This is a genomic window from Streptomyces sp. TLI_55, assembly GCF_900206255.1.
Lineage (GTDB): Bacteria > Actinomycetota > Actinomycetes > Streptomycetales > Streptomycetaceae > Streptomyces > Streptomyces aquilus.
The window spans coordinates 335,039-356,321 of record NZ_OAOJ01000002.1 but is presented as its reverse complement, the minus strand read 5'-3'; the positions used below and the strand labels follow the sequence as shown (position 1 = coordinate 356,321).

At 70.0% G+C, this 21,283-nt stretch carries 17 protein-coding genes; 8 read left to right on the top strand and 9 right to left on the bottom strand.

The window, feature by feature from the left end; translation table 11 throughout:
* Positions 1–43: 43 nt before the first annotated feature.
* Positions 44–832, bottom strand: coding sequence for an IS21-like element helper ATPase IstB (gene istB, locus CRP56_RS44430; RefSeq protein WP_097275579.1), 789 nt, complete (start codon positions 830–832; stop codon positions 44–46).
* Positions 829–2,454, bottom strand: a complete 1,626-nt coding sequence (gene istA / locus CRP56_RS44425; RefSeq protein WP_097275770.1) for an IS21 family transposase — start codon at positions 2,452–2,454, stop codon at positions 829–831. Before istA ends, istB begins: the two co-directional genes overlap by 4 nt.
* 235 nt (positions 2,455–2,689) lie before the next feature.
* Between istA and CRP56_RS44420 the strand changes: the two genes are divergently transcribed.
* Positions 2,690–4,711 carry an outer membrane protein assembly factor BamB family protein gene (locus CRP56_RS44420; protein WP_097275577.1) on the top strand — a complete coding sequence of 674 codons (2,022 nt, stop codon included), beginning with the start codon at positions 2,690–2,692 and terminating at the stop codon, positions 4,709–4,711.
* A 26-nt stretch (positions 4,712–4,737) separates the two neighbouring features.
* Here CRP56_RS44420 and CRP56_RS44415 read toward each other — a convergent pair whose 3' ends face one another.
* The 3 genes from CRP56_RS44415 to CRP56_RS47350 form a co-directional block, all read right to left on the bottom strand.
* Positions 4,738–5,139 carry a DUF6527 family protein gene (locus tag CRP56_RS44415; RefSeq protein ID WP_143665019.1) on the bottom strand — a complete coding sequence of 134 codons (402 nt, stop codon included), beginning with the start codon at positions 5,137–5,139 and terminating at the stop codon, positions 4,738–4,740.
* Positions 5,136–5,462: a hypothetical protein gene (locus CRP56_RS44410; RefSeq protein ID WP_097275573.1), complete on the bottom strand. Its 327-nt coding sequence runs from the start codon at positions 5,460–5,462 to the stop codon at positions 5,136–5,138. The genes CRP56_RS44415 and CRP56_RS44410 overlap by 4 nt, the downstream gene beginning before the upstream one ends.
* Before the next feature lie 501 nt (positions 5,463–5,963).
* Complete coding sequence (locus tag CRP56_RS47350) at positions 5,964–6,149, bottom strand: hypothetical protein (protein ID WP_143665018.1); 186 nt, start codon at positions 6,147–6,149, stop codon at positions 5,964–5,966.
* 61 nt (positions 6,150–6,210) lie between these two features.
* On the opposite strand from CRP56_RS47350, the gene CRP56_RS44400 reads away from it, so the two are divergent.
* From CRP56_RS44400 to CRP56_RS44385, 4 genes are all read left to right on the top strand, one after another.
* Positions 6,211–7,158, top strand: coding sequence for an SMI1/KNR4 family protein (locus tag CRP56_RS44400; RefSeq protein ID WP_097275569.1), 948 nt, complete (start codon positions 6,211–6,213; stop codon positions 7,156–7,158).
* Positions 7,159–7,891: 733 nt separating this feature from the next.
* Entirely contained in the window at positions 7,892–11,263 is a 3,372-nt protein-coding gene (locus CRP56_RS44395) for a S8 family peptidase (protein WP_097275567.1), read from the top strand.
* 317 nt (positions 11,264–11,580) lie between these two features.
* Positions 11,581–12,510: an ABC transporter ATP-binding protein gene (locus CRP56_RS49490; RefSeq protein WP_097275565.1), complete on the top strand. Its 930-nt coding sequence runs from the start codon at positions 11,581–11,583 to the stop codon at positions 12,508–12,510.
* Positions 12,507–13,502 (top strand): ABC transporter permease, encoded by a 996-nt coding sequence (locus CRP56_RS44385; protein ID WP_097275563.1) that lies wholly within the window; start codon positions 12,507–12,509, stop codon positions 13,500–13,502. Before CRP56_RS49490 ends, CRP56_RS44385 begins: the two co-directional genes overlap by 4 nt.
* A 131-nt stretch (positions 13,503–13,633) precedes the next feature.
* Here CRP56_RS44385 and CRP56_RS47895 read toward each other — a convergent pair whose 3' ends face one another.
* Positions 13,634–13,876 carry a hypothetical protein gene (locus tag CRP56_RS47895; protein ID WP_257042292.1) on the bottom strand — a complete coding sequence of 81 codons (243 nt, stop codon included), beginning with the start codon at positions 13,874–13,876 and terminating at the stop codon, positions 13,634–13,636.
* Positions 13,877–14,187: 311 nt separating this feature from the next.
* Positions 14,188–14,586, bottom strand: coding sequence for a hypothetical protein (locus CRP56_RS44375; protein ID WP_097275561.1), 399 nt, complete (start codon positions 14,584–14,586; stop codon positions 14,188–14,190).
* 140 nt (positions 14,587–14,726) lie between these two features.
* Here CRP56_RS44375 and CRP56_RS44370 point away from each other — a divergent pair, with 140 nt between their 5' ends.
* Positions 14,727–14,936 carry a hypothetical protein gene (locus tag CRP56_RS44370; protein WP_097275559.1) on the top strand — a complete coding sequence of 70 codons (210 nt, stop codon included), beginning with the start codon at positions 14,727–14,729 and terminating at the stop codon, positions 14,934–14,936.
* Between the two features lie 278 nt (positions 14,937–15,214).
* On the opposite strand, the gene CRP56_RS44365 is transcribed toward CRP56_RS44370, so the two are convergent.
* On the bottom strand, positions 15,215–16,051 hold the full coding sequence (locus CRP56_RS44365) for an alpha/beta fold hydrolase (protein WP_097275557.1): 837 nt from the start codon (positions 16,049–16,051) through the stop codon (positions 15,215–15,217).
* Between the two features lie 393 nt (positions 16,052–16,444).
* On the bottom strand, positions 16,445–18,946 hold the full coding sequence (locus tag CRP56_RS44360; protein WP_097275554.1) for an FtsX-like permease family protein: 2,502 nt from the start codon (positions 18,944–18,946) through the stop codon (positions 16,445–16,447).
* A gap of 175 nt (positions 18,947–19,121) precedes the next feature.
* Here CRP56_RS44360 and CRP56_RS44355 point away from each other — a divergent pair, with 175 nt between their 5' ends.
* The gene (locus CRP56_RS44355; RefSeq protein WP_097275552.1) at positions 19,122–20,384 is read left to right on the top strand and encodes a sensor histidine kinase; all 1,263 of its coding nucleotides are present in this window, start codon (positions 19,122–19,124) and stop codon (positions 20,382–20,384) included.
* The gene (locus CRP56_RS44350; protein WP_097275550.1) at positions 20,381–21,100 is read left to right on the top strand and encodes a response regulator; all 720 of its coding nucleotides are present in this window, start codon (positions 20,381–20,383) and stop codon (positions 21,098–21,100) included. Before CRP56_RS44355 ends, CRP56_RS44350 begins: the two co-directional genes overlap by 4 nt.
* Positions 21,101–21,283 lie beyond the last annotated feature (183 nt).

Here is a 21,283-nt window from a genome sequence, read left to right as displayed (position 1 = left end):
GGCGTCGCCCACGCACCCCTGCAGCCCAGGTGACCGCGGATTCCTATTTCGCTTCGCCGTTCCTGTGGGCTTTGGTGCGGGCCAGGCGGTAAGACTCGGTTCCGGTCTCGATGAGGGTGGCGTTGAACGTGAGCCGGTCCACGATCGCTGCGCAGAGCCGGGGGTCGGTGAAGGTGCGGCTCCAGCCGGTGAACGCTTCGTTGGAGGCGATGGCAATGCTGTTCTTTTCCTCACGCTCAGTGAGAACCTGGAAGAGCATTTCGGCGCCGCGGCGGTCCAGTTCGAGGTAGCCGAGTTCGTCGATTTCGAGCAGGTCGACACGTCCGTAGCGGGCGATGGTCTTGCCGAGCTGCTTGTCGTCGGCCGCTTCGACCAGCTCGTTCACCAGGGCCGCTGCGGTGGTGTAGCGGACGCGGTAGCCCGCCATAGCGGCCGCGATGCCCAGCGCAATCAACAAGTGGGACTTGCCGGTTCCCGAATCCCCGATCAGACAGAGCGGGTAACCCTTGGTAATCCATTCACAGGTCGCGAGATTGTTGATCAACGCCGGGTCGACGTTGGGATTGGCCGTGTAGTCGAACTCCCTCAGGGACTTCTCACGGGGGAAGCGGGCAGCGCGGATGCGGCGCTCGGCCCGGCGGCGGTCGCGGTCCTCGCACTCGGCCATCAGCAACTCGGCCAGGAAGCCCGCGTAGGACAGTCCCTCGCGTTCGGCGCGGGCGATGGTGTCGCCGGCCTGGGCCCGCATGGTGGGCAGCCGCAGCATGCGGCAGGCAGTGTCGATCGCAGCGTCGGACGCCTGTGAGGTCAACGCGTGGTGGGCCGCGGTCATGTCGATTCCTTCCGGCTAAGGGTCAGCAGTTCGTCCCACTGCTCCAGGCGGGGCAAGGGCCGCTGGTCCTCGGGCAGGGCCCGGGCCAGGCGGCGCGGGGTCAGCGGAGTGACCGGGGCAGGATCAAGGCGCGGCGGCTCGGGAACGGGCTGGCTGGCGGTGACCGTCGGCGTCCGGCCCGCCGCCTGGGCGGCCTTGCGGGCCTCCAGCGCGATGACGTCCTCATGGAAAGTGCCGGCCGACAGGGCCGCGCGGATGCCGGCCACCACATCGGCGTGCTGCTGGTGGCGGTGCAGCAACAGCACCTTCACCAGGGCTTTCGTTCCTTCGGTGTCGCCGAGGGTCTTCTTCGCCGCGGCCCAGAACGCCTCGTGGACGGCGGTGAACGTGCCCGCGGCGCGGGCCTGGTGCAACGCCTCGGAGCGTTCCAGGGCGCCGGGTTTGGTCAGCAGCGCCTCCAGGTAGTGGTCCAGCACGAGGCGTTCGGTGCCGCGGCCGGCCAGCCTCGGATGGCGGGCGATCTCCCGCCGCCCGTCATAGACGGTCAGCTCCTCGCAGGTCAGCGTGACGGTGACCTTGCGGTCGATGAAGCGGACCGGGACCGAGTACCGGCACATCTTCACGGTGATCATGCCGTAGCGGTCGACGCGGGGCGTGAGCGTGATTCCGGTGGTGAACGGGTCGTCCGGCAGGGGCAGCAGGTGTCCGGCCTCGCGGGCGAAGTCCTGTGCGATCGTGCGTATCCTCGCCCCGATCCGCCGCTCGTCCTCCCGGGCCTCGAACTCGGCGAACCGGGCGTTGAGTTCATCCAGGCTGTCGACCTGGGGCACCGGGGTGAGGTAGTTGCGGCGGAAGTAGCCGACCTGGCCCTCGACCCCGCCCTTCTCGTGAGCGCCGCGCAGTCCCGGCTCGCAGTAGAACGGGGTGAAGCCGTAGTACTCGTGGAAGTTCGTCCAGCGTGGGTTCTCCTCCCGCGAGCGGCTGCGAAAGATCACCTTTGTCACGGCCGGAGTGAGGTTGTCGTAGCGGACCTGCCCGGCCGGCACCCCGCCCAGCGTGTTCAGCGCGTGCACGTGCCCTTCGAAGAATGCCTGCTGACTGCACGACCGCGAGATACGGTGCACGGCCTTGCCCGAATACGCCAGCCGGAAGGCGAACAGGTAGCACCGCGTGCGGTGCCCGGCGACATCCACGTAGACATCGCCGAAGTCGACCTCGGCGTCCGCACCGAGCGCGTTGTGCCGGGTCACGAACGCCTCCACCGGCGCCCCCACCTGGGCCGCGATCTCCTTGCGGCGGGCGGCGACAAAGTCCCGCACCGTCGGATACGGAATCGCCTCGCCGAACTCCTCCTCGATCCGCGCGACAATCCGCCGCACGGTGTGCCGCTGCTTGCGCGGCGCATCCAGATCGGCCTGCAGCCAGGCATCGACCGTCTTCTTGTACGGCTCCATGCGCGGCGAGGTCTGTACCGGCCGACGCCTCGGCGTGGGCACCGGCGAGGCCAGCGCCTCTCGTACGAGCCGACGGTGGACGCCGTACTTCCGCGACAAGGCCCGGACCGACAGTTGCTGCTGCCAGCTGTCTCGCCGGATCCGGTCGAACAGCTCTTGCTTGGACATGGACATCCACAGCACCGCCCCTGCCGGAGACCACAGGAACCGTCTCACCGCAAGAGCCGGGGTGGGGCCATTTCACCCCGTCACCACCCCGCAATGCGTCCGTGCGACCCTCCAACTGGGGCCGCTTGAGGCCAACATGCTGGGGCCGCTGAGCGACGTCACAGCCAGTCCAGGCTGCGGCACGGCGCGGCGACCGGCACCTGCACGGCACCATCCGGGAAGGGCATAACGGCCAATGAGCGCATCCGCAGGCGTGAGTCCCTACGCGACCGGCGGGGGCGGGACCGTGCTCGAGCATCACTTCGGCGCCGTGCTGCTTTCGCATCTCCTGACGCAAACGCCGGTGCCCGGTCTGGGCGACCATGTCACGCCCGTCGAGGTACGGTTCCAGGCTCGTGCCGTGACAGCGGTGGACGACTATGTGGTGACGGGGCGTGCGGGCAACGGTGCGTTGCACTATCTGTCGATCGCTGTGCGGCGCCGCCCCCGGCTCGCTGTCAGCGACTCCTCATCGGTCGAGCTGATGCGGTCTTTCCTGGCCACCCTGCAGCAGCAGTGGGCGTATCTGTGCGCGGGCCGCTGGCATCTGGCTCTGGCCGTGGCCGCGCCTTTCCCACGGGCGGCATCGGTGCAAACTCTGACGACAGCTGCTGCGGCTGCTGGAAGTGCTGGTGCGTTCCGACACCGCGTGGCCGAGCCGGGACGGCTGAACAAGTCCGCTCACCGCGCGCTTTGGGACCTTCAGTCCCTGATCTCGGCCGCCGTGGCCCATGGTGCTCCTGATTCGGGAGTTGCTTGCGATGCCCTGACGTGGCGGCTTCTGGCGCACCTTTCGGTTCTTGAGCTGCGCTTGGAGGGCGTACGGCCTGTTGACCGGACCGCGGCGGTGGAACGGCTGCAGTCGATGGCCTGCCTGACAGGGGCAGCCGATGGGGATGCGCTCTTCTCCCGGCTGCGGGAGTGCGCAAGTGACTACGCTCCCGCCGGGGCGACTGTGAACCGGGAATCCTTGCTTCGGGCTCTGCGCGGCGCACCGTTCATCCGTGACGAGACGCCGAAGGTGACAGTGCCGCTGCCCCGGCCTCGCCGCGGGCAGGCTGGCGGGTCGAGGCTTCCTCGTGTCGTGTGGTCGCACCCCGGCCTCTTACGGCCGCATGCCCGCCAGCCACGCGTTCATGACGGCACTCTGCTGGTCGTGGACGGCCACGTTCTGCACGCCCTTGACACTGCTTCCGGCAAGGCGCTGTGGAAGCCGAAGTCGATGGGCTACGACAATCAGCCCCCGGTGGACGGCACCACCGTGTTCGCCTCGGCGATCGGGAGCGCGCTGCGTCCTCGCAGCCTGCACACCGGTCTGGAGACCGGTCCCCGGATCGACAAGTGCGCGGCGGGACAGGCGGTGTGTGCTCGTGGCACTCTCTACGTGCCTGATCTGCAGGGCGTCTTGCACGTGTACGACACGGCTTCGGGGCGGCGCCTGTGGAGCTGGCGGCCGGAGCCGGCGGTGTCTGGGTTCCTGGAGACTCCGCGTGTCGTGGGTGACTGCGTGTTCGTCACCTGGACCGGCTGCGACGCGTCCAGGCCGTGGACCCTGCTGGCTCTCGACACCGAAAAGCGCCGCCCACGCTGGGCCGGACCGATCCGTCTCGCTTCTGCACAGCGGTGGCTGGTCAGCGCTGACAGCGTGTACGTGATCTCTCCCGGTGAGCGGGAAGAAGCGCCGTGGCTGAGCACCTACGACGTGCACAGCGGGGCGTTCGTGCGGCGGGAGCAGCTGCCCGGTCCTGTTGTGGGCATGCTGTCGTCGCACACCACGCTTCATCTAGCCCACCAGGACGGCCACGTCTCCTCCTGGAACGCCCTGTCCGGTGAGAACCGCTGGACAGTCAAAGTGGCCAAGGCCCTTCGGGCCCGCCTGGTGGCTGCGGGTGAAGAGATACTCGTTGCGGCCTGGGACCCTGGCAGGATCTTCGTGCTGTCGGACGCGACGGGAGAGAAGGTGTGGGATGCGCCCGCCCGGCCGGCGGCATCATTCGAGGCGCCCGCCTACGTAACGGGCGGCGCTGCCTGGGCGGTGAGCCGTGCGGGAGTACTGCAGGGATGGGATCTTCAGACCCGTCGCCGTCTTGGGGCCATCGACGCGGGCCTGGTGTGGGAGCCTGCCGAGCAGGGCGTTCCTCAGTTGTCGGGCGGTGTCTTGTACATCGTGACCAAGAACGGCAGCGTTCACGCGATCCGCCTCGAGGAATCCTCGTGACGCACGTCCGGCGCTGAAGCGTCCCCTCACCAACGCCACCGGTCCAGGCGCTGTCGCAGTCTGGCCAGGGGGGTGGGGGCGGAGTCGGCGATGGCCTCGTCGAGCTGGCGGCGGTCGCGTTCACGGTTGTCGGCAATCTCTGCGTCCGAGTAGCGGCGGCTCCAGCGGATTTTGCCCTCGCGAATCCAGTAGTGGGACCGGCAGACAAGCGCCCAGTTCCCGATCGAGGGTGCTAGGGACACCGTCTCGCCGTTGTAGGTGAAAGACCACTGCGCCGGTGACAGTGGTGTGATGACTTCTTCCCCGCAGCCGCAGCAGCACAGGTGGCCGCAGGTGCGGTACGAGATGGAGATGTACAGCACGCCTGGATCCATGGAGGCCGGAAAGGTTTCGACGAATGCCGGGCGCAGGCGACTGACAGCAGTCATGCAAGGTCCTCGTTGGCGATCTCGTTGGTGATCAGCGAGTAGGTGGCGAAGCCTTCTGCGGTCGCGTCTGCGTAGACGCCGAGGAAGCGTTTCCAGCGGTTGACTGCAAGGATCGCGTTGAGGGCGTTGAGGTCGGCGGTCTGGATGTTGCGTGCGTAGGCGTCGCGTTCAGGAGCGGGGGCGGGGATCCGTCCGCGTGCTTGTTCACGCCGTCCGGGCAGGCTGGTCGTCACGCGCAGCAGCCCGCTGAGCCGACCGTCGATCTCCTCGATGCCCATGCCGACGTCGATGAACGGCACGTCGTTGCCTTCCAGCCAGTCCATGACGGCGGGCTCGCTCGCCGCATCGTCGGAGGCGAGGAAGACGAAGGTCGCCCCGTCGAGGAGGGCGAGGTTGTCCTCGTCCAGGTAACAGCTTCCTCGGCGGGGCGGCGATGAGCGACGCCGAGTTCGAGACGAGCGGTCTCGACGACCTCCCGAAGGACGCGTACTGATCGCACCGAGCGCGGGTCACCGCCTCGGCAGCCGTCGCAGCGGGCGCCGCTTCGTTCAGTGGCGGCGCCGCTGCGACGAGGCCGTCCGGCCACCCGCGCCCGCGTTCTTCGCACGCTGGTGGCTGCGGCCTCTTTGGCATCGGCCGCCTCGCGGAGGATGGTCTGACTTCGGCGGAGCTCCTCTCCAGCTTCCTCGGCGCGTGTCCGGGCCCGCTCAATTCCCCTCTCGCCGTGCCTTCGTACGCTGATCGCTGCTCTTGGCCTGGGGCTTCGCCTTCTGTGTCGGCGCCCGACAGACCCACCCCACCAGCCGGAGACACGGCGAGCGGATTCAGGCGCCGGGCAGCTTGGGGCCCACGGTCTTCTGGCGGGCGGAGGCCGTCTTCGCGGTCCTGGTTGCCGTCTTCTTCGCCGGGTTCTTGGTGTGGGCCAACAGGGCTTTGACTCGGATGCGCGCGCTGTACTGGTAGCGCACTGAACCTGGCGCGGTGAGCGGGTACGTCTGGGCTACCGTCAACTTCCGCGTCCTACCGTGTTGGGGCTGTGCACCCATCCCGGCCCACAAGGAGCACTTGGCCGTGAACGTCGAGATTCCCCCGCACGTCCGCCAGACCGTTTCTCAGCTCGGGGACGGTGTGCCTTACGCGCTGAAGGTCCCGGCCGGCCGGCTGGCGGATGATCCGGATCTGGGTGAGCCCTCGAGTCTGCCCGGCATCCTCAACGTGATGATCGACGGCGATCTTTTCGAGGACTGCCCCACCCTGGCCGTCGGCTACATCCGTGAGCCCGACAGGATTGAGATCCGATTCGTGACCCCGGCCTCCTTCGCTCAGCCCGCGACAGACACCGCTCGCGAGCCTGAACAGCAGGGGCAGGAGCGGGCTGTTGATCCCGGTGTGGAGGCGGTCACCGTCCGGGAGGTGGCGGACGCCTGGCGGCGCATCACTGGGTGGCTCCAGACCCACGCCCCCGTCTCTCACGCGGCTTTTCGGGCCGGCGCGAGTTCCGCTGCCGTCGCCGCCGTGGAAGGTGAACTCGGAGTGCGGATACCCGTGGAGCTGCGCGCCCTGTGGCTGTTGACCGCGGGCGATGACGGGGCCCATGGGTGGGGGTGCCTGCCGGGCAACCAGGCTCTGATGACCTTGGATGCCGTGCGGGCCCTTTACCGGATGAAGATGGACGCGCAGGTCTCGCGGGACGCCCTCAACTCCGGGCGCCCTGAAGAGGAACGGATCACCGTGTGGAACGCCACCTGGATTCCGGTGATCGCCCTGGGGCCGTCCGATGGCTCCTCAGGCCTCTACCTGGACGCTGCGACCGGTTACCTGGGCCGCTGGTCCCGCTACAACGAAGCCCCCGGCGATGAGCGCGACACGTTGGTCACCTATCTGGAGGAGATGGCCGACATGCTGGAATCACCGGCTCTGGCCGCGCGGGACAAGCCAGGGCTGATCGGGGAGACGTTGGTGTGGCTGAGCAGTATCGACCCCGCGCAGGAAAAGCGGTGGCGGTCTCTGACGAATTGACCCGCGGTCAGGCGTGGGGGCCGACCCGGCGGCCGGCTCCCGCGCGGTCATGTGCCGGCTGGCGCTCGCATTGGCTGCCGATCTTTTTCCACTGCAGGTCGTTGCCGCGGACGTGCAGTGTTCGTATCCCGGCAGGGTCACGAAGAAGCCGTCGCCTGGCCCATTGGGCACGCTGCGGGCGTCGGCGAGAAGGCCGAAGTTGGCCGAGCCGTCTCCCATCTTGTCGGTGAACAGCGCAGCTGAGCGCATTTGGTGGCCGAGGACACCAGGTTGACGCTCTTGGGGTAGCCGCATCACAGGCAGAGTGTGTGAATCGCCGTACCCTGTCCCCCGTTGCAGCAGGCGGCTCGGCGCATCCCCGGCGTGACACCGGTCACTGAGGTCCTCGCCCTTCTGCATGTAAGAAACGTGTCGCCACGCCCATTACTCCGTGTGAACTCCAGGACGGAAGTGGGGCGCGTAGCGCTTGCCGAGCATTTTCAGGGTGTTCGGGGCGGGGTGCCGCCCTGCCGTGGGCAGGTGTCCGGGGCCTCTCCGCGCCGTACTTGAAGCGGCTGCCGCACGCGCCCCGGATGCGCTGACCGTTCCTGGTCGGCGGCTTCCCCCATGGTCACGAGGTCCGCTGCGGCCTCGTACAGGCAAGGTGGTTCGCCCGCCGGGTCGGCCCGTCCGATCAGCTCTTCGGCGAACCGGTCCTTGTGCCACCCCAAGACGACGGACAGGAGCCGTTTTCATGCGTAGACCCAGCGGATACATCACGGGGGCCGTCGCCCTCACCCTAGCGCTCACCTCGGGATTAGTGAGTGGAGCCGCCGCAGCGCCCCAGGGTGCCGCCGATACGGCGAACGCCGCGAAGGCGTCGAGGACGGTGACGCTGATCACCGGGGACCGGGTCATGGTGAGCGCGGCCGGCCAGGTGCTCGGGGTGAAGCGGGCGGCGGGCCGGGAGCGCGTCCCGTACTCGGTGCGGAAGGTCGCCGGACACACCCACGTGATACCCGGCGACGCGGAACTGCTGCTGGCGACCGGCAGGCTGGACCCGCGGCTGTTCGACGTGACCGAGCTGGTGGCGGACCGCTACGACGACGCGCACCGGTCCGACCTGCCCCTCATCGTCACGTTCCGGGACCGGGGGAAGCGCTCGACGAGTATGTTCACCGGGACCGGGGCGCAGATCCGGCGCACGCTGCCGGTCGTGAACGGGACGGCGGTGCACACCGTCAAGAAGCGCGGTACCGCGTTCTGGGACGCCCTGACCGGGACGAGCTCGGCAGCGGGCGCACCGGAACATCGGCGTTCCAGCGGCGAGTTCGCCGCCTCGACGGGCGTGAGGAAGGTATGGCTGGACGGCGCTCTGCGGACCGCCCTCGACAAGAGCGTCCCGCAGATCGGCGCCCCCATCGCCTGGGCCGCCGGCTATGACGGCACCGGCACCAAGGTCGCCGTGCTGGACAGCGGGGTGGACAAGGACCACCCGGATCTGGCGGGTCAGGTGATCGCGGAGCAGAACTTCTCCGATTCCCCCGACATCAAGGACCGCTTCGGCCACGGCACGCATGTGGCGTCCATCGTCGCCGGGACCGGGGCCGGGTCCGGCGGCACGTACAAGGGCGTCGCGCCCGGGGCGAAGATCCTGGACGGCAAGGTCCTGAACGACCGCGGGAGCGGCGAGGAATCCGGCGTCATGGCCGCCATGGAGTGGGCGGTGGCCCAGGGCGCCGACATCGTCAACCTCAGCCTCGGCGGTGAGGACACTCCCGGCACCGATCCGGTGGAGGAGGCGCTCGACCGGCTCTCCGCCGAGACCGGCACGCTCTTCGTCGTCGCGGCCGGGAACGAGGGGCCGGGCGAGCACACCATCGAAACCCCGGGCAGCGCCGCGGCGGCGCTCACCGTCGGCGCCGTCGACAAGACGGACCGGCTCGCGGACTTCTCCAGCCGCGGCCCACGGGTCGGAGACAGCGGGGTCAAACCCGACCTGACCGCGCCCGGTGTCGCGATCACGGCGGCCGCTTCCCCCGGCAGCGTGCTGGAGACGGCGAACCCCTCCGGCATACCGGGCTACATCACCCTCGACGGCACCTCCGCGGCGACCCCGCACGTCGCCGGCGCGGCCGCCCTCGTGGCCCAGCAGCACCCCGACTGGAGCGGCGAGCGGATCAAGGCGGTCCTGACCGGTTCCGCCGTACCCGGGGCGTACAGCTCGTTCCAGCAGGGCACCGGCCGTACCGATGTCGCCCGCGCTCTCGGGCAGCACGTCGTCACCGAGCAGGGGCCGCTCGACTTCGGCCGGCAGGAATGGCCGCATGGCGATGACGAGCCGGTGAGGAAGCAGCTCACGTACCGCAACCTGGGGACCGAGCCGGTCACGCTGGACCTGTCCGTCGACGCGCTCTCGGCGGACGGCAAGCCCGCGGCCGACGGCATGTTCACCCTCTCTCCGCAGCGGCTCACCGTTCCCGCGGACGGCGAGGCGAGCGCCACCGTCACGGCCGACACCCGGGCCGGGAGCAGCGACGGCACGTTCGGCGGTTCGGTGTCCGCCGTCTCCGCCGACGGCAAAACCGAGGTGCGCACCGCCGTCGGAGTGGAGCGCGAAGTCGAGATGTACAGCCTGACGCTGAAGCACGTCGACGAGAACGGCGTTCCCACGGCCGACGCCGTGACCGAGGTCCAGGGCGTGGACGGCGACTTCCACGCCTCCTACGCCGACGAACAGGACGGCGCACTCACGGTCCGGCTGCCCAAGGGCGACTACTCCCTCAGCGACATGATCCACCCCGGCTTCCAGTCCACCAGCCACGCGCTGCTGTTCCAGCCGAGGCTGCGGCTGGACAAGGACACCACCGTCACCTTCGACGCCCGGCAGACCCGGCCGGTCCAGGCCACCCTGCCCGATCCCGCGGCCACGAACGTCGATGCGCTGATCACCGTCGGATGGCAGCGAGGCAGGGGTCTGGACCCGGGCCTCTTCACCTACAGCTACCCCGACTTCAAGAGCTTCACGGTCGGGCAGCTCGGTCCCGAACTGCCCGCCGACCAGGCCTACGCCCAGTACGCGGGCACCTGGAGCCACCAGGACGCCGACCGGCCCGTGAACTACCACCTGGCGTGGAAACGCACCGGTTCGCTCGGTGGCTTCAGCACCGAGGTCGCCCAGCGGCAACTCGCCACGGTCGACTTCCGGATCGGGTCGCCCACCGCGGGTGAGCCCGTCGCCCTCTTCGCGCAGCCCCTCACACCGGACGGCGAGCTCACCGCCCTGGGCACACCGGTGCCAGGGACCCTGCCGCTGCGGGGCACCGACTACGTCCTCGGCGACGGCATCAAGTGGAACTTCCTCGTCGAGACGGGCTCCGGTCCCGACACCGAGTTGTGGACCACCGGCAGTTACCGGGCCGGCGAGCACTACACCGAACGGTTCAACGTCGGCGTCTTCGGCCCGGCCCTCGGCAACACGCGCACCGCGCCGCCCTTCCTCACCCCCGGCATCGCACGGAACGGCGACGTCATCCGGGCCTACCTGCCCCAGTACAACGACGGCGCCCGGCACTGGAACACCCACGCCGGGACACTGCGGACGAGCTCCCTCCAGGTCGACGGCACGGAGGTCCCCGAACCCAACGGCGTCTCCCCGACCGAGGGCGTCGCCCAGTACACGGTGCCCGCGAAGGACAGCACCTACAGGATGACCCTGGACTCCACCCGTGATCCCGCGTCCACACCGGTCAGCACCCGGGTCAGGACGGTGTGGACCTTCCGCTCCGCCGAGACACCGCAGGGCGCGTGGTCCACGCTGCCGCTGTCCGTCGTCCGCTTCACGCCCCGCCTGACGCAGGCCAGCACCGCCAAGGCGGGCCAGAGGTTCGATGTGCCCTTCCACATCGAGGGCGCAGCCGCGGGACACCGGCTCAGGAAGCTCTCCTTCGCCGTCTCCTACGACAACGGGAACACCTGGCGGTCCGCCGAGGCCGTCGGCGGTACTCATCTGTCCCTGCGGCACCCGGCCGAGGCGGGGTCGGTGTCCTTGCGGGCCGAACTGACCGACGCCCAGGGCAACACGCTGGTCCAGACGATCGAACGCGCCTACCTCACCACCACATAGACCGCCGGATCTGCGGACGACCTCGACCGTGCTGCGCCGACGATCCACGGCCCCGGCGGAGGGGGCTGCCGGCCCGCCACGGGACACGTGGTGCCCACGAACGCGGGTAACGCACACATACTTTGGTATGACCCCGAGGCGCGGAACGCCTGTCTTTCGACATCGGCCGGGTCGCATCCACCGACCTTCGGCCGAAGTCCCGGCCTCTCCCAGCCCCTAGCGTTGCCGACCATGAAGACGTTCACTCCCCACCTCACCCCGTTCACCTCCGCTCCACCCTCGCTCCCTCACACCTGTGCACATGAGAGGCACACGTCGTGACCGAATACGCACTGGAGGCCGTCGGGTTGGGCCGACGGTACCGCCGCGGCTGGGCGCTACGAGACTGCTCCTTCCGGCTGCCCGCCGGGCGGATATGCGCCCTGGTCGGACCGAACGGCGCGGGCAAGACCACCCTGCTCTCGCTGGCCACGGACCTGCTCACCCCGAGCACCGGAATGATCAGCGTGTTCGGCGATGCCCCCGCCAGCGCCGCCGCACGGCGGCGCACGGCCTTCCTCAGCCAGGACAAGGCCCTCTACAAGCGCTTCCGAGTCGAGGAGATCCTGCGCATGGGGCGCGAACTCAACCCCTCCTGGGACCAGGCACGGGCCGAGAGGATCATCACCGAGGGTGACGTACCGCTGTCCGCGCGGGTCGGAACGCTCTCCGGAGGCCAGCGCACTCGCGTCGCCTTCGCGCTGACACTGAGCAAGCGGCCCGAGTTGGTCCTGCTCGATGAGCCGATGGCCGATCTCGATCCACTGGTGCGGCGCCAGATGACGGAAATGCTCCTGCACGACGCCGCCCAGAACGGCACGACCGTGGTGATGTCCTCCCACATGATCGCCGAACTCGAAGGTGCTTGCGACTATCTCGTCCTCGTCAGAGACGGCACTGTCCGGGTGGCGGGCGAGATCGACGCGATCAGCGATGCCCACCGCCTGGTGTCCGCGCCCGATGCCGACAGCAGCCGGGAGTCGGAACTGACCGGGCACGAGGTCGTAGAGAGCCGCCGGACGCCCGACGGCCGGTTCACGGCACTTGTCCGCCCCCGCGGCCCGCTGCCGCGCGGCTGGCAGGTTGGCCCACCCGGTCTGGAGGATCTTCTGCTCGCCCATCTGCGCACCACCGACGTACCCCCACTGATCACGGCGACCGCGAGCGTCGACACCGCCGCCGCGCGGTCCGCGGAGGTGACCGCATGACCACCTCCAGCCTCCTCCGGCCTCGCAGTGTTCGGCTGCGCGGCCTCACCTGGCTGGTGTGGCGGCAGAACCGTGCCGCCTTCTGGATCGGGCTTGTCATCGCCCTCGCGGTGGCCGTCTACACCGCGGTCCGCCACCAGCAGACGGTAACGGCCATCGATCAGCGGCACCTGGACACGTGCCGCGGCGTCATCGATCCCTCCTCACCCTGTTTCACGAAGATCATCTCCTTCGGCGCCGACTACCAGTACCCGATGCGCCGTCCACTCCAGGTGATGGTCGTCCTGCCGCTGCTGTTCGGCCTGTTCTTCGGAGGCCCCCAGCTGGCCCAGGAACTGGAGACCGGCACCTACCGGACCGCCTGCTCCCAGTCGGTGTCCCGAGTGCGCTGGTTCCTGGCGAAACTCGCCGTGCCAGCGGCCATGACCGCAGTGATCAGTGCCGTCCTGGCCCTGGCCATGACCTGGTGGTGGTACCCGGTGGCGGACGTGATGGGAGGCCAATTCCCCTGGTACCAGTGGTATCCCTACTACGGCATCGGTCCCGTGGTGGTGGGTCTGTCCGTGCTGCTGTTCGTGGTGGGCGTGACGTTCGGCCTGCTGCTGCGGCGCACCGTCGCCGCGATGGCGGCCACGCTGGTCGTGGGCGCCGGGCTGCTCGTCCTGCTGGACCGGATCCGCGGGTACCTGCTGCCGACGGTGACCGTCAACCAGCAACACACCAGCGCGATCCCGGGTCCCGACGACGCCTGGGTGATGTCCGACGGCGCCCTCTCCCCCTCCGGCGCCCGGGTCTCCGACGTCAACAGCTGCTACTCGGCCGGCGACTTCGACAAGTGCCTCGCCGCCCATGGACGGACCGGCCACTGGGCCGACTACCACCCCGCCTCACACCTGTGGCCGCTTCAGGCGGTGGAGACCGGCCTCTGCCTGGTGCTCGCGGCGGCACTCACCGCGCTGTGCGTCTGGTGGATGCGGCGGCGTCTGGTCTGACAGACGGAACCGGTGGGTACGCCACCGTCGCGGACGCCCTGGCCGTGTGCGAGCGCAGGTATCGCTTGCTACGGCATCAGGGCAGTCCTCCAGGCGGATTCCGCACCCTGGCCGTCCCCTTGCCCATGCAGTCAGGGGGATCGCACAGGAGCTGGGTCTGCCGGAGGATCAGGACTGACCCGCGATCCGCAGGTGAGCAGCCCGGCGGTGGCGAGGTGCAGGGTGCGGCCCAGCCGGCCGGAGAAGTCGACCCTGGTGCCGGCCAGACCGGGGTGCCGCTGGGCTTCGACGACTGCCAGCGAGGGATGGGCGAACGGCCAGATACCGGCCGTCGGGAACAACGGCTCGATCCGCGCCCACTGCGCGTCTGTCAACAGCCCACCCAGACCAACGATCAGGCGATCGGAAAAGAGCGGTTGTGGGCTGACCACGTCGCCAGCCGGGCCAGTACGCGGAGGGCCACCCCGGGAGACCGCGGGGCGGGCCGACGACGTGCATGTGGTCGCTAAGGGCGGTCGCCTATGCGGCGCAAGGCTCCACGGGGCATCGGCTACCGCCCTGGCCGGGCTGTAGCACGGTCAGCGAATAGGGAGATCTGATGGTCCTGATCTGCTGACGCGTGCCCAGCTGCACGAGTGTGCCTGACTCGTTGCCAGGGCCGCGCGCCGGATGCGACACGTAGTGCTTAGAGGTACTTCCAGGCGCTGCAGCCAAGGTTGTTGCTGGGGGCGGCCCACTTGCAGACCTGGAACCGAGCCACGTCCTTGGGCAGGCTCGCCGTGGTGGTGCCGTTGTAAGTCGGCCCCCAGACCGCGTACGAGCCATCGGTGTAGTAGACATGCGTGACAGCGGCGTAGGCGTCGTTGTAGGTGTAATCGGCCTGCCAGAGCCAGCTCGCCGCTCCGTTGCCCGGGTTGTTGTCGATTTGGGCCTCGAAGTACGCCCCGCCATTGGAGTAGGAGACGAAACCGGTGGGCTGGGTGGCAGCAGAAGCGGACAGCGGCGCGGCAAAACCTGCGCCCACGCCCATGGTGGCCACCGCGGCCACGACTACAGCCGCCCGCTTGAAACGCTTCAAGGTCATTCGCTTCCCTCCAACATGCCCTCATGTCACGACGGTCGGGTATCGGACTTCCGGGCAGAGAACGTGCATTCACTCCATCAACGGAACTCATGCTGCTACGGGTTCACTTCGGGCAGGCGAGGGCTGGAGACGACCCAGGTGTGAAGGCATGGCATGCGAGAAACGCCATTGCCAAAGGCAAGTTCGAGCTCGCCAAGGACGTCTCCGCGTTCGCGAAGGCCGACGGCGGTCCGCTCGCGTGCGGCTTCAAGGCCGAGAAGAAGCCGACCGAGCTCTACGAGCTCACGGAGAAGGAGACGCCCTTCGACAAGAAGCTCCGTACGACCAGACGGACTGGTCTTGTGCGGTGATCGTCTTCGGTCGGTCACCGCCGCCGTAGTCGTGGCGGGTGGTCATGTGGGTGCTGCCGGTCGGCGAGGTGCCGCGCAGCCCCGGCGCTCGGCGGTCTTGCCGAGGGCGCTGGTGACCACGGCGTTGGCGTCATCAATCGGCTCAACACCCGTTCGACACTGCGTCGTGCGGTCGACCCCGATGAGATGGCCGAGGTGGTGGCCTGGCTCCCCGCGGCGAGTGGCGAGGGCGCGAGGCGGCCTTGTTGCTCCGCCGCCTGGTCGACCGCACGACCGCGTTACTTGGCCAGGAACTCCAGCAGCGCCTTGTTCACGTCCTCCGCGTGGGTCCACAGCAGCCCATGAGGAGCACCCTCGATCTCGACGTAGTCCGCGGACGGAAGGGCCCGATGGAACAAGCGCGCGGTGGATTCGATCGGCAGAATCCGGTCGCCAGTGCCGTGCAGGATGAGCGAGGGCACATCGATCTTGGGAATGTCCTGGCGGAAGTCGGTGCCCCAGGTGAGCGGCGCGGCAGCGGCGGCGTGGGCGCCGCCGCCCGCGGCCACATTCCAACTATTGCGCACGGCTTCGTCACTGATACGCGTGCCCAGGTTCTCGTCGAGGTTGAAGAAGTCCTGGAAGAACGCGGTGTAGTAGGCGTACCGATCGGTCTTGACCGCGTCGGAGACACCCTGGAAGAACTCCGCGGGCGCGGCGCCGTCCGGGTTGTCGTCGCTCTTGAGCAGGCACGGCTCCAGGGAGCCGAGGAAGGCCGCCTTTGCGATGCGCGCGGATCCGTAGGTGCCAAGGTAACGGCCCACCTCACCGGTGCCCATGGAGAAGCCGACAAGAACGGCGTCGCGCAGATCGAGCGTTTCCAGCACGATGTTGAGGTCGGCGGCGAAGGTGTCGTAGTCGTAACCGCTATTGGGCTGGCTGGAGCGGCCGAAGCCGCGCCGGTCGTAGGTGACGACGCGGTGGCCGGCCGCCAACAACGCAGCGGACTGCTTTTCCCACGAATGCCCGTCGAGCGGGAAGCCGTGGATGAGGACGACGGGTTGTCCAGTCCCATGGTCCTCGTAGTACAGCTCGATGTCTGTCGTGTTTTCTCGGCCCACGGTGATGAGCGGCATTGGTTGTCCCTCTCGGATGGCGGGGCGACGGGTAAGACCCCGGAATCGGTTTCGCGACTAAAGACTCATGTCGTGACGCCCACCCCGGTAACCGTCAAATGACTCAAAGTCGTCGGCTTACGTACGCGCTCACGCGAAGGCACGGCCACGGTGAACCGGGCCTCGGGACTCAGATGGTGACCCCGTGAAGTGGTGTGGCCGGGCTGTGGCCCGGAACGCGCGGGTTGCTGCGAGCACGCCGCGCCGCCCACCCGACCGGGCGCAACGGCCACCGTGCCCTGGGCCGCCACACGGACGCGACGCCGGACGAAGGAGGACGAGCAGGTCAGCGGGCCCGCGTCTCGTGGAACCCACGACTGAGAGCTGCAGCAAGTCCTTCTACGGCACCCCCGCTCATCCCGTCTCGCCGCCGACCGCCTGCGGTACCGGTACCGCCGCCGCCCGCACCCCCGGGCCGAGCGCGGCGAGCACCCCCACGGCCGCCGCCCCGGCGAACAGGGCCAGCAGGGACGTCCACGGCACCGCGAGCACCGCCCCGTGCTGGCCGACCACCGCCGCCGCTCCCGCCGCCCCGCCCGCGGCGATGCCGAGAGCGGCGCCCAGCGCCGACACCAGGACCGACTCCACGCGGAGCATCGACCGCACCCCCGGCCGGTCGAGGCCGACCGCGCGCAGCAGACCGATCTCCCGCCTGCGTTCGAAGACCGCCATGCCCATGGTGTTGGCGACGCCCAGGGCCGCGACCGCGACCGTGATGCTCAGCATCGCGTACAGCACCGACCGCAGTTGGCCGAAGCCCTGCTCGGCGGCCCTTCCCGCGTCCGCCCGGTCCTCGACGACCAGCAGCGGATTGTGCAGGGTCCGGCGGATCTCCTCCTTCACCGCCGCCGTCCGGCCGGGCTCGGCCCGCACCAGTACCGAGGTGATGTCGCCCTTGCCGGCGACCGCACTCTCGGGCAACAGGGCCGGGCTCAGGGCGTCGGGGCCGTCGTACACCGCGACGATCTTCAGCCGCAGGTCCTTGCCGACCGTGTCGCCCGCGTCCGACAGGCGTCGGCCGGTGATCCGGTCGCCCAGCCGCCAGCCGTGTTCCGCGGCGAGGGAGCGGGTGACCGCGATGCCGTGGGACAGGTCGTCCAGGTCGCCGGCCTGGACCGTGAGGGGGGCGAGGTGGCCTCGGCCCACCGCCCGCGGGCTCACCGCGGCGCTCCACACCACCGAGCCGTCGCTCAACCGGATGCCGGCCTCGCGCACCGCGCTGACCGCCGCGACGCCCGGCAGGTGTGCCACCTGTGTCGCGGTGCCGGTGCCGATCTCCGCGTAGTCGACCGCGGTGATCCGCAGGTCGGTCGGCATGTCGGCGGTCGCCTCCCGCGCGGCGGTGCTGCTCAGCGAGGCCAGCGCCACGGTGACCGCGCTCACGAGTGCCAGACACACCGTGAGTGCCCCGGCCGTCGCGGCGGTGCGCCGCGGATTGCGGCGGGTGTTGGCCAGGGCGAGTGTCCCTCGCACGCCGAGAAGAGAGCGCGTCGGCCTGCCCAGGGCCCGGGTCGCCCAGTGCGCCAACTGCGGGGTGAGCAGGAGCAGTCCGGCCAGCAGGACGGGTGTGGCCAGACACAGCACGCCGAGGTCCCCGTCGGCGGCCGCCAGCAGCAGTGCGCCGCCCGCGGTCACGGCCGTTCCGTAGCGGTTGCGGCGCCGCAGGGAGAGCGCCGCGGCCGGCGTGTCGGTGCGCAGCGCCGCGACCGGTGCGACGGCGGAGGCCCGCAGCGCGGGTACGAACGCGGCGGCGGCCGTGAAGCCCACTCCCACGCACAGGGCCGTCACCAGCACCAGCGGCGACAGGGCGTCCGGCGCGGCCGTGCTCACGGGGCCGCCGACGGCCCCGAACAGGCGGGTGAGCAGGGCGGCCACGCCGATGCCGAGCCCGTAGCCGACGACGGCCGCCGCGGCGCCGACGACGGCCGCCTCGGTGAGCACGATGCCCAGCACCCGGCGCCGGCTCGCCCCCACCGCGCGCAGCAGCGCGTGTTCACGGGCGCGTACGGCGCTGAGCATGGTGAAGGTGTTGCTCACCAGGAAGGCGGAGACGAACAGCGCGATCCCGGCGAACAGCAGCAGCAGCGTGCCGAGTTTCTCCCGGTCGGGTGCCGCGGCGGCCTCCGCATCCAGCTGGGCGCGGGTGACGGCTGCCAGGCCGTGCGGCAGCTCGCGCGTCACCCGCTCGGCGAGCGCGGCGGGGGGGACGCCGGGGTCGGCGGTCAGGGTCAGCGACGCGTACCGGCCGGGTGCGGGGGCGAACAGGGTCCGCGCGGTGGCTTCGTCGAACGCGATGAGCGTGCCGCCGGCGGCGGTCGCGGGGTCGTACACGGTGAACACGCCGGTCAGCCGTACCTGGCGGACCTCGCCGGCGACGACGATCCGCACCCGGTCGCCGACCCGGTACCCCGCCTTGCGGGCCGCCCACTGGTCGACGGCGACCTCCCCCGGCCGGTCGGGGGCATGCCCTTCGGCCAGCGGGTAGCGCGGGTCGGCACCGCGGGCGCCGGGTACGTAGTCGACTCCGGCGTCAGCGGACGGCGTGCCCACCAGGGTGTCGTCGCGCGCCACCAGGAAGGCACGTCCGCGCAGGGTGCCCCGCACGCCGGCGACGCCGGGCAGCGAGGTGAGCCGTCGCAGCAACGCCTCGCCGGGAGGTGCGCCCCCGGCGGTCGGGCGTACCTCCACCGACACGTCGGGGCGCGAGGCCCGCTGCACCTGTGCGGCGCCCCGGGCCAGCGACTGGGTGTACAGCAGTGAGCCGCTGACGCAGGCCACGCCGATCAGCACGGCCAGGGCGGGCAGGAGGAACCTGTGCCGGTCGCGGAGCACGGATCGCAGGACGGAACGGAACATGAGACCTTCAGACTTTCCAGCACGACGGAACAGGCCGGGCGGGGACCCTTCCGATCCTGGTCCGGCCACCGGGCCAGGCGGATCAGCCGAAGGACCGACCGTCGGGACCCGCACCGCGCCCTCTCGGCCGAACGGTTGAGGCGCCGGGTGTGCCGACCACGTAGCCTCCGCAGACATGACCCAGTTCTTCGACATCCCGGCGGGAGGCCGGCGGATCGCGGCCGTGTGTGTGGCCGTGGTGATGCTGGCCGCGGTGGGCGCCGAGGGCGCGGACACCGGTTCCGTACCGGCCGCCGTGGCATGGATCCTGTCCGGGGCGCTGCTGCTGGCGGCGCTCGCCGTGCGCCGGGACCGGTTCGTCGAGGTGGCCGCCGCCGGGATCGCCGCGTCCTGCCTGGTCACCGGGTTCGGCATCTGGGTGGGGGCGCGAGCCGAGGCGACGTTCGGCCTCGTCGAATCGGCAGCCCTGCTCCTGGTCGTGGTCCGGGCCACGCGGCGGTGCCGTCCGGTGCGGGCGGCGGCTCTGACCGGAGCGGCGCTGGTCGCGTTGAGCGTGATCCCGCTGCGGCTGCCGACGTCGGAGTGGCCACCGCTGGTGCCGTTCGTGGTCCCGTTCTTCTGGCTGACGACCGCTCTGGCGGTGGCGCTGGGCCTGTACCTGCGGCTGCTGGACCGGTACCGGGCCCAGCAGCACGCGGTGGGGCTGCAAGCACAACGCCTCGAATACGCGCGGGAGTTGCACGATTTCGTCGGGCACCATGTGACCGCGATCATCGCCCAGACCAAAGCCGTGCGCTACGCGACCGCGGCCGGCATGCCGCCGTCGGCGGAGGAACTCGACGGCATGCTGGCGGCCGTCGAGGAGGCCGGCGCGCAGGCGATGCAGTCGATGCGGAGCATGGTCACGGTGCTGCGCACTCCCCTGGACGACGGTCCGGACCGCGCGGCCGGGGCGCCGGGCACCTCACCGGCCGAACTGCGCACCCAACTGCGCACTCTCACGGACCAGTTCGCGGCCACCGGCCCGGCCACGACGCTCACCCTCGACCCCCGCCTGGCCACCGGCGCGCTGCCGCCCGGCGTCGCCACCACCGTGCACCACATCGTCCGGGAGTCGCTGACGAACATCCGCAAGCACGCCCGCGGCGCGAAGACGGTCACCGTCGACGTGCGCCTGGACGGCGACACCGCACACCCGGTGGTGCTGGCCTCGGTGACCGACGACGGCCCGGACACCTGCCCGGCCGACGCCACGTCACCGTCACCGGGCACCGGCTACGGCCTGACCGGCCTGGCGGAGCGTGCCGCGCTGGTCGGCGGCACCTTCCAGGCGGGCACCGTGGCGGGTGTGGGCTGGGCAGTCGAGGCACGTATCCCGCTGCCCGGCCCGTTCCCCCCGCTCAACGACCCGGCGGACACTGCCACTCTGAACGCATGACGATCAGCATCCTCATCGCCGACGACCAGCAGATGATCCGGACGGCCTACGGCATGATCCTCGGCGCACAGCCCGACATGAAGATCGTCGCCTCGGTGGCCGACGGCGCCACGGCCGTGCGGGAGGCCCAGCGGCTGCGGCCCGATGTGTGCCTGCTCGACATCCGGATGCCGGGCCTGGACGGCCTGGAGGCGACCCGCCTGCTGGCGGGTCCGGACGTCCCCCGGCCGCTGAAGGTGATCATCGCCACCACCTTCGACCTCGACGAGTACGTGTACCGGGCGCTGCGCAACGGTGCCTGCGGGTTCCTCCTCAAGGACGGCTCCCCCGCCCTGCTCGTCGAGGCGGTGCGCGCCGTGGCCGCGGACAACGCGATGATCTCCCCGGCGGTGACCGTCCGCCTGCTGCGGCACATGGCGGACGCGGCCACCCACCGCACCACCGGCAAAGAGCTCGCGACCGGACCGCGCACGGCGACAGCGACGCCCGACCTTCCCCTGACTCCGCGCGAGCTCGATGTCGTACGGCTCCTCGCTCGGGGCCGGACCAACGAGGAACTGGCCGCCGAACTCCACGTCACCCTCTCCACCGTGAAGACACACCTCGGCAACGTGCAACGCAAACTCGCCACCCGCAACCGGGTCGAGATCGCTGCCTGGGCCTGGGAGAACGGCATCTGCACCACCCGGGACACACCCGGCAGGACGTCGGGCTGACCACATGCGTATCTCGATTCCCCTGCCACCAGGAGGGCGCGCGCTGCGCCCGCTCGGGTGTCGTCGCAGATCACGGGGCCGGTCGTATCCTGAGATGTGTGAGGTCGGGACGTGGGCACGGTGTGCGTGGGGGCCGTCGCGTGCGGTGCGGAAGCAGACGTTGACACGGTGGACAACGGTTCG

Coding starts and splice junctions, on each gene's coding strand:
- istB (WP_097275579.1), bottom strand. CDS start 832: ATGACCGCGGCCCACCACGCGTTGACCTCACAGGCGTCCGACGCTGCG.
- istA (WP_097275770.1), bottom strand. CDS start 2,454: ATGTCCAAGCAAGAGCTGTTCGACCGGATCCGGCGAGACAGCTGGCAG.
- CRP56_RS44420 (WP_097275577.1), top strand. CDS start 2,690: ATGAGCGCATCCGCAGGCGTGAGTCCCTACGCGACCGGCGGGGGCGGG.
- CRP56_RS44415 (WP_143665019.1), bottom strand. CDS start 5,139: ATGACTGCTGTCAGTCGCCTGCGCCCGGCATTCGTCGAAACCTTTCCG.
- CRP56_RS44410 (WP_097275573.1), bottom strand. CDS start 5,462: ATGGACTGGCTGGAAGGCAACGACGTGCCGTTCATCGACGTCGGCATG.
- CRP56_RS44395 (WP_097275567.1), top strand. CDS start 7,892: ATGCGTAGACCCAGCGGATACATCACGGGGGCCGTCGCCCTCACCCTA.
- CRP56_RS44385 (WP_097275563.1), top strand. CDS start 12,507: ATGACCACCTCCAGCCTCCTCCGGCCTCGCAGTGTTCGGCTGCGCGGC.
- CRP56_RS44375 (WP_097275561.1), bottom strand. CDS start 14,586: ATGACCTTGAAGCGTTTCAAGCGGGCGGCTGTAGTCGTGGCCGCGGTG.
- CRP56_RS44365 (WP_097275557.1), bottom strand. CDS start 16,051: ATGCCGCTCATCACCGTGGGCCGAGAAAACACGACAGACATCGAGCTG.
- CRP56_RS44360 (WP_097275554.1), bottom strand. CDS start 18,946: ATGTTCCGTTCCGTCCTGCGATCCGTGCTCCGCGACCGGCACAGGTTC.
- CRP56_RS44355 (WP_097275552.1), top strand. CDS start 19,122: ATGACCCAGTTCTTCGACATCCCGGCGGGAGGCCGGCGGATCGCGGCC.
- CRP56_RS44350 (WP_097275550.1), top strand. CDS start 20,381: ATGACGATCAGCATCCTCATCGCCGACGACCAGCAGATGATCCGGACG.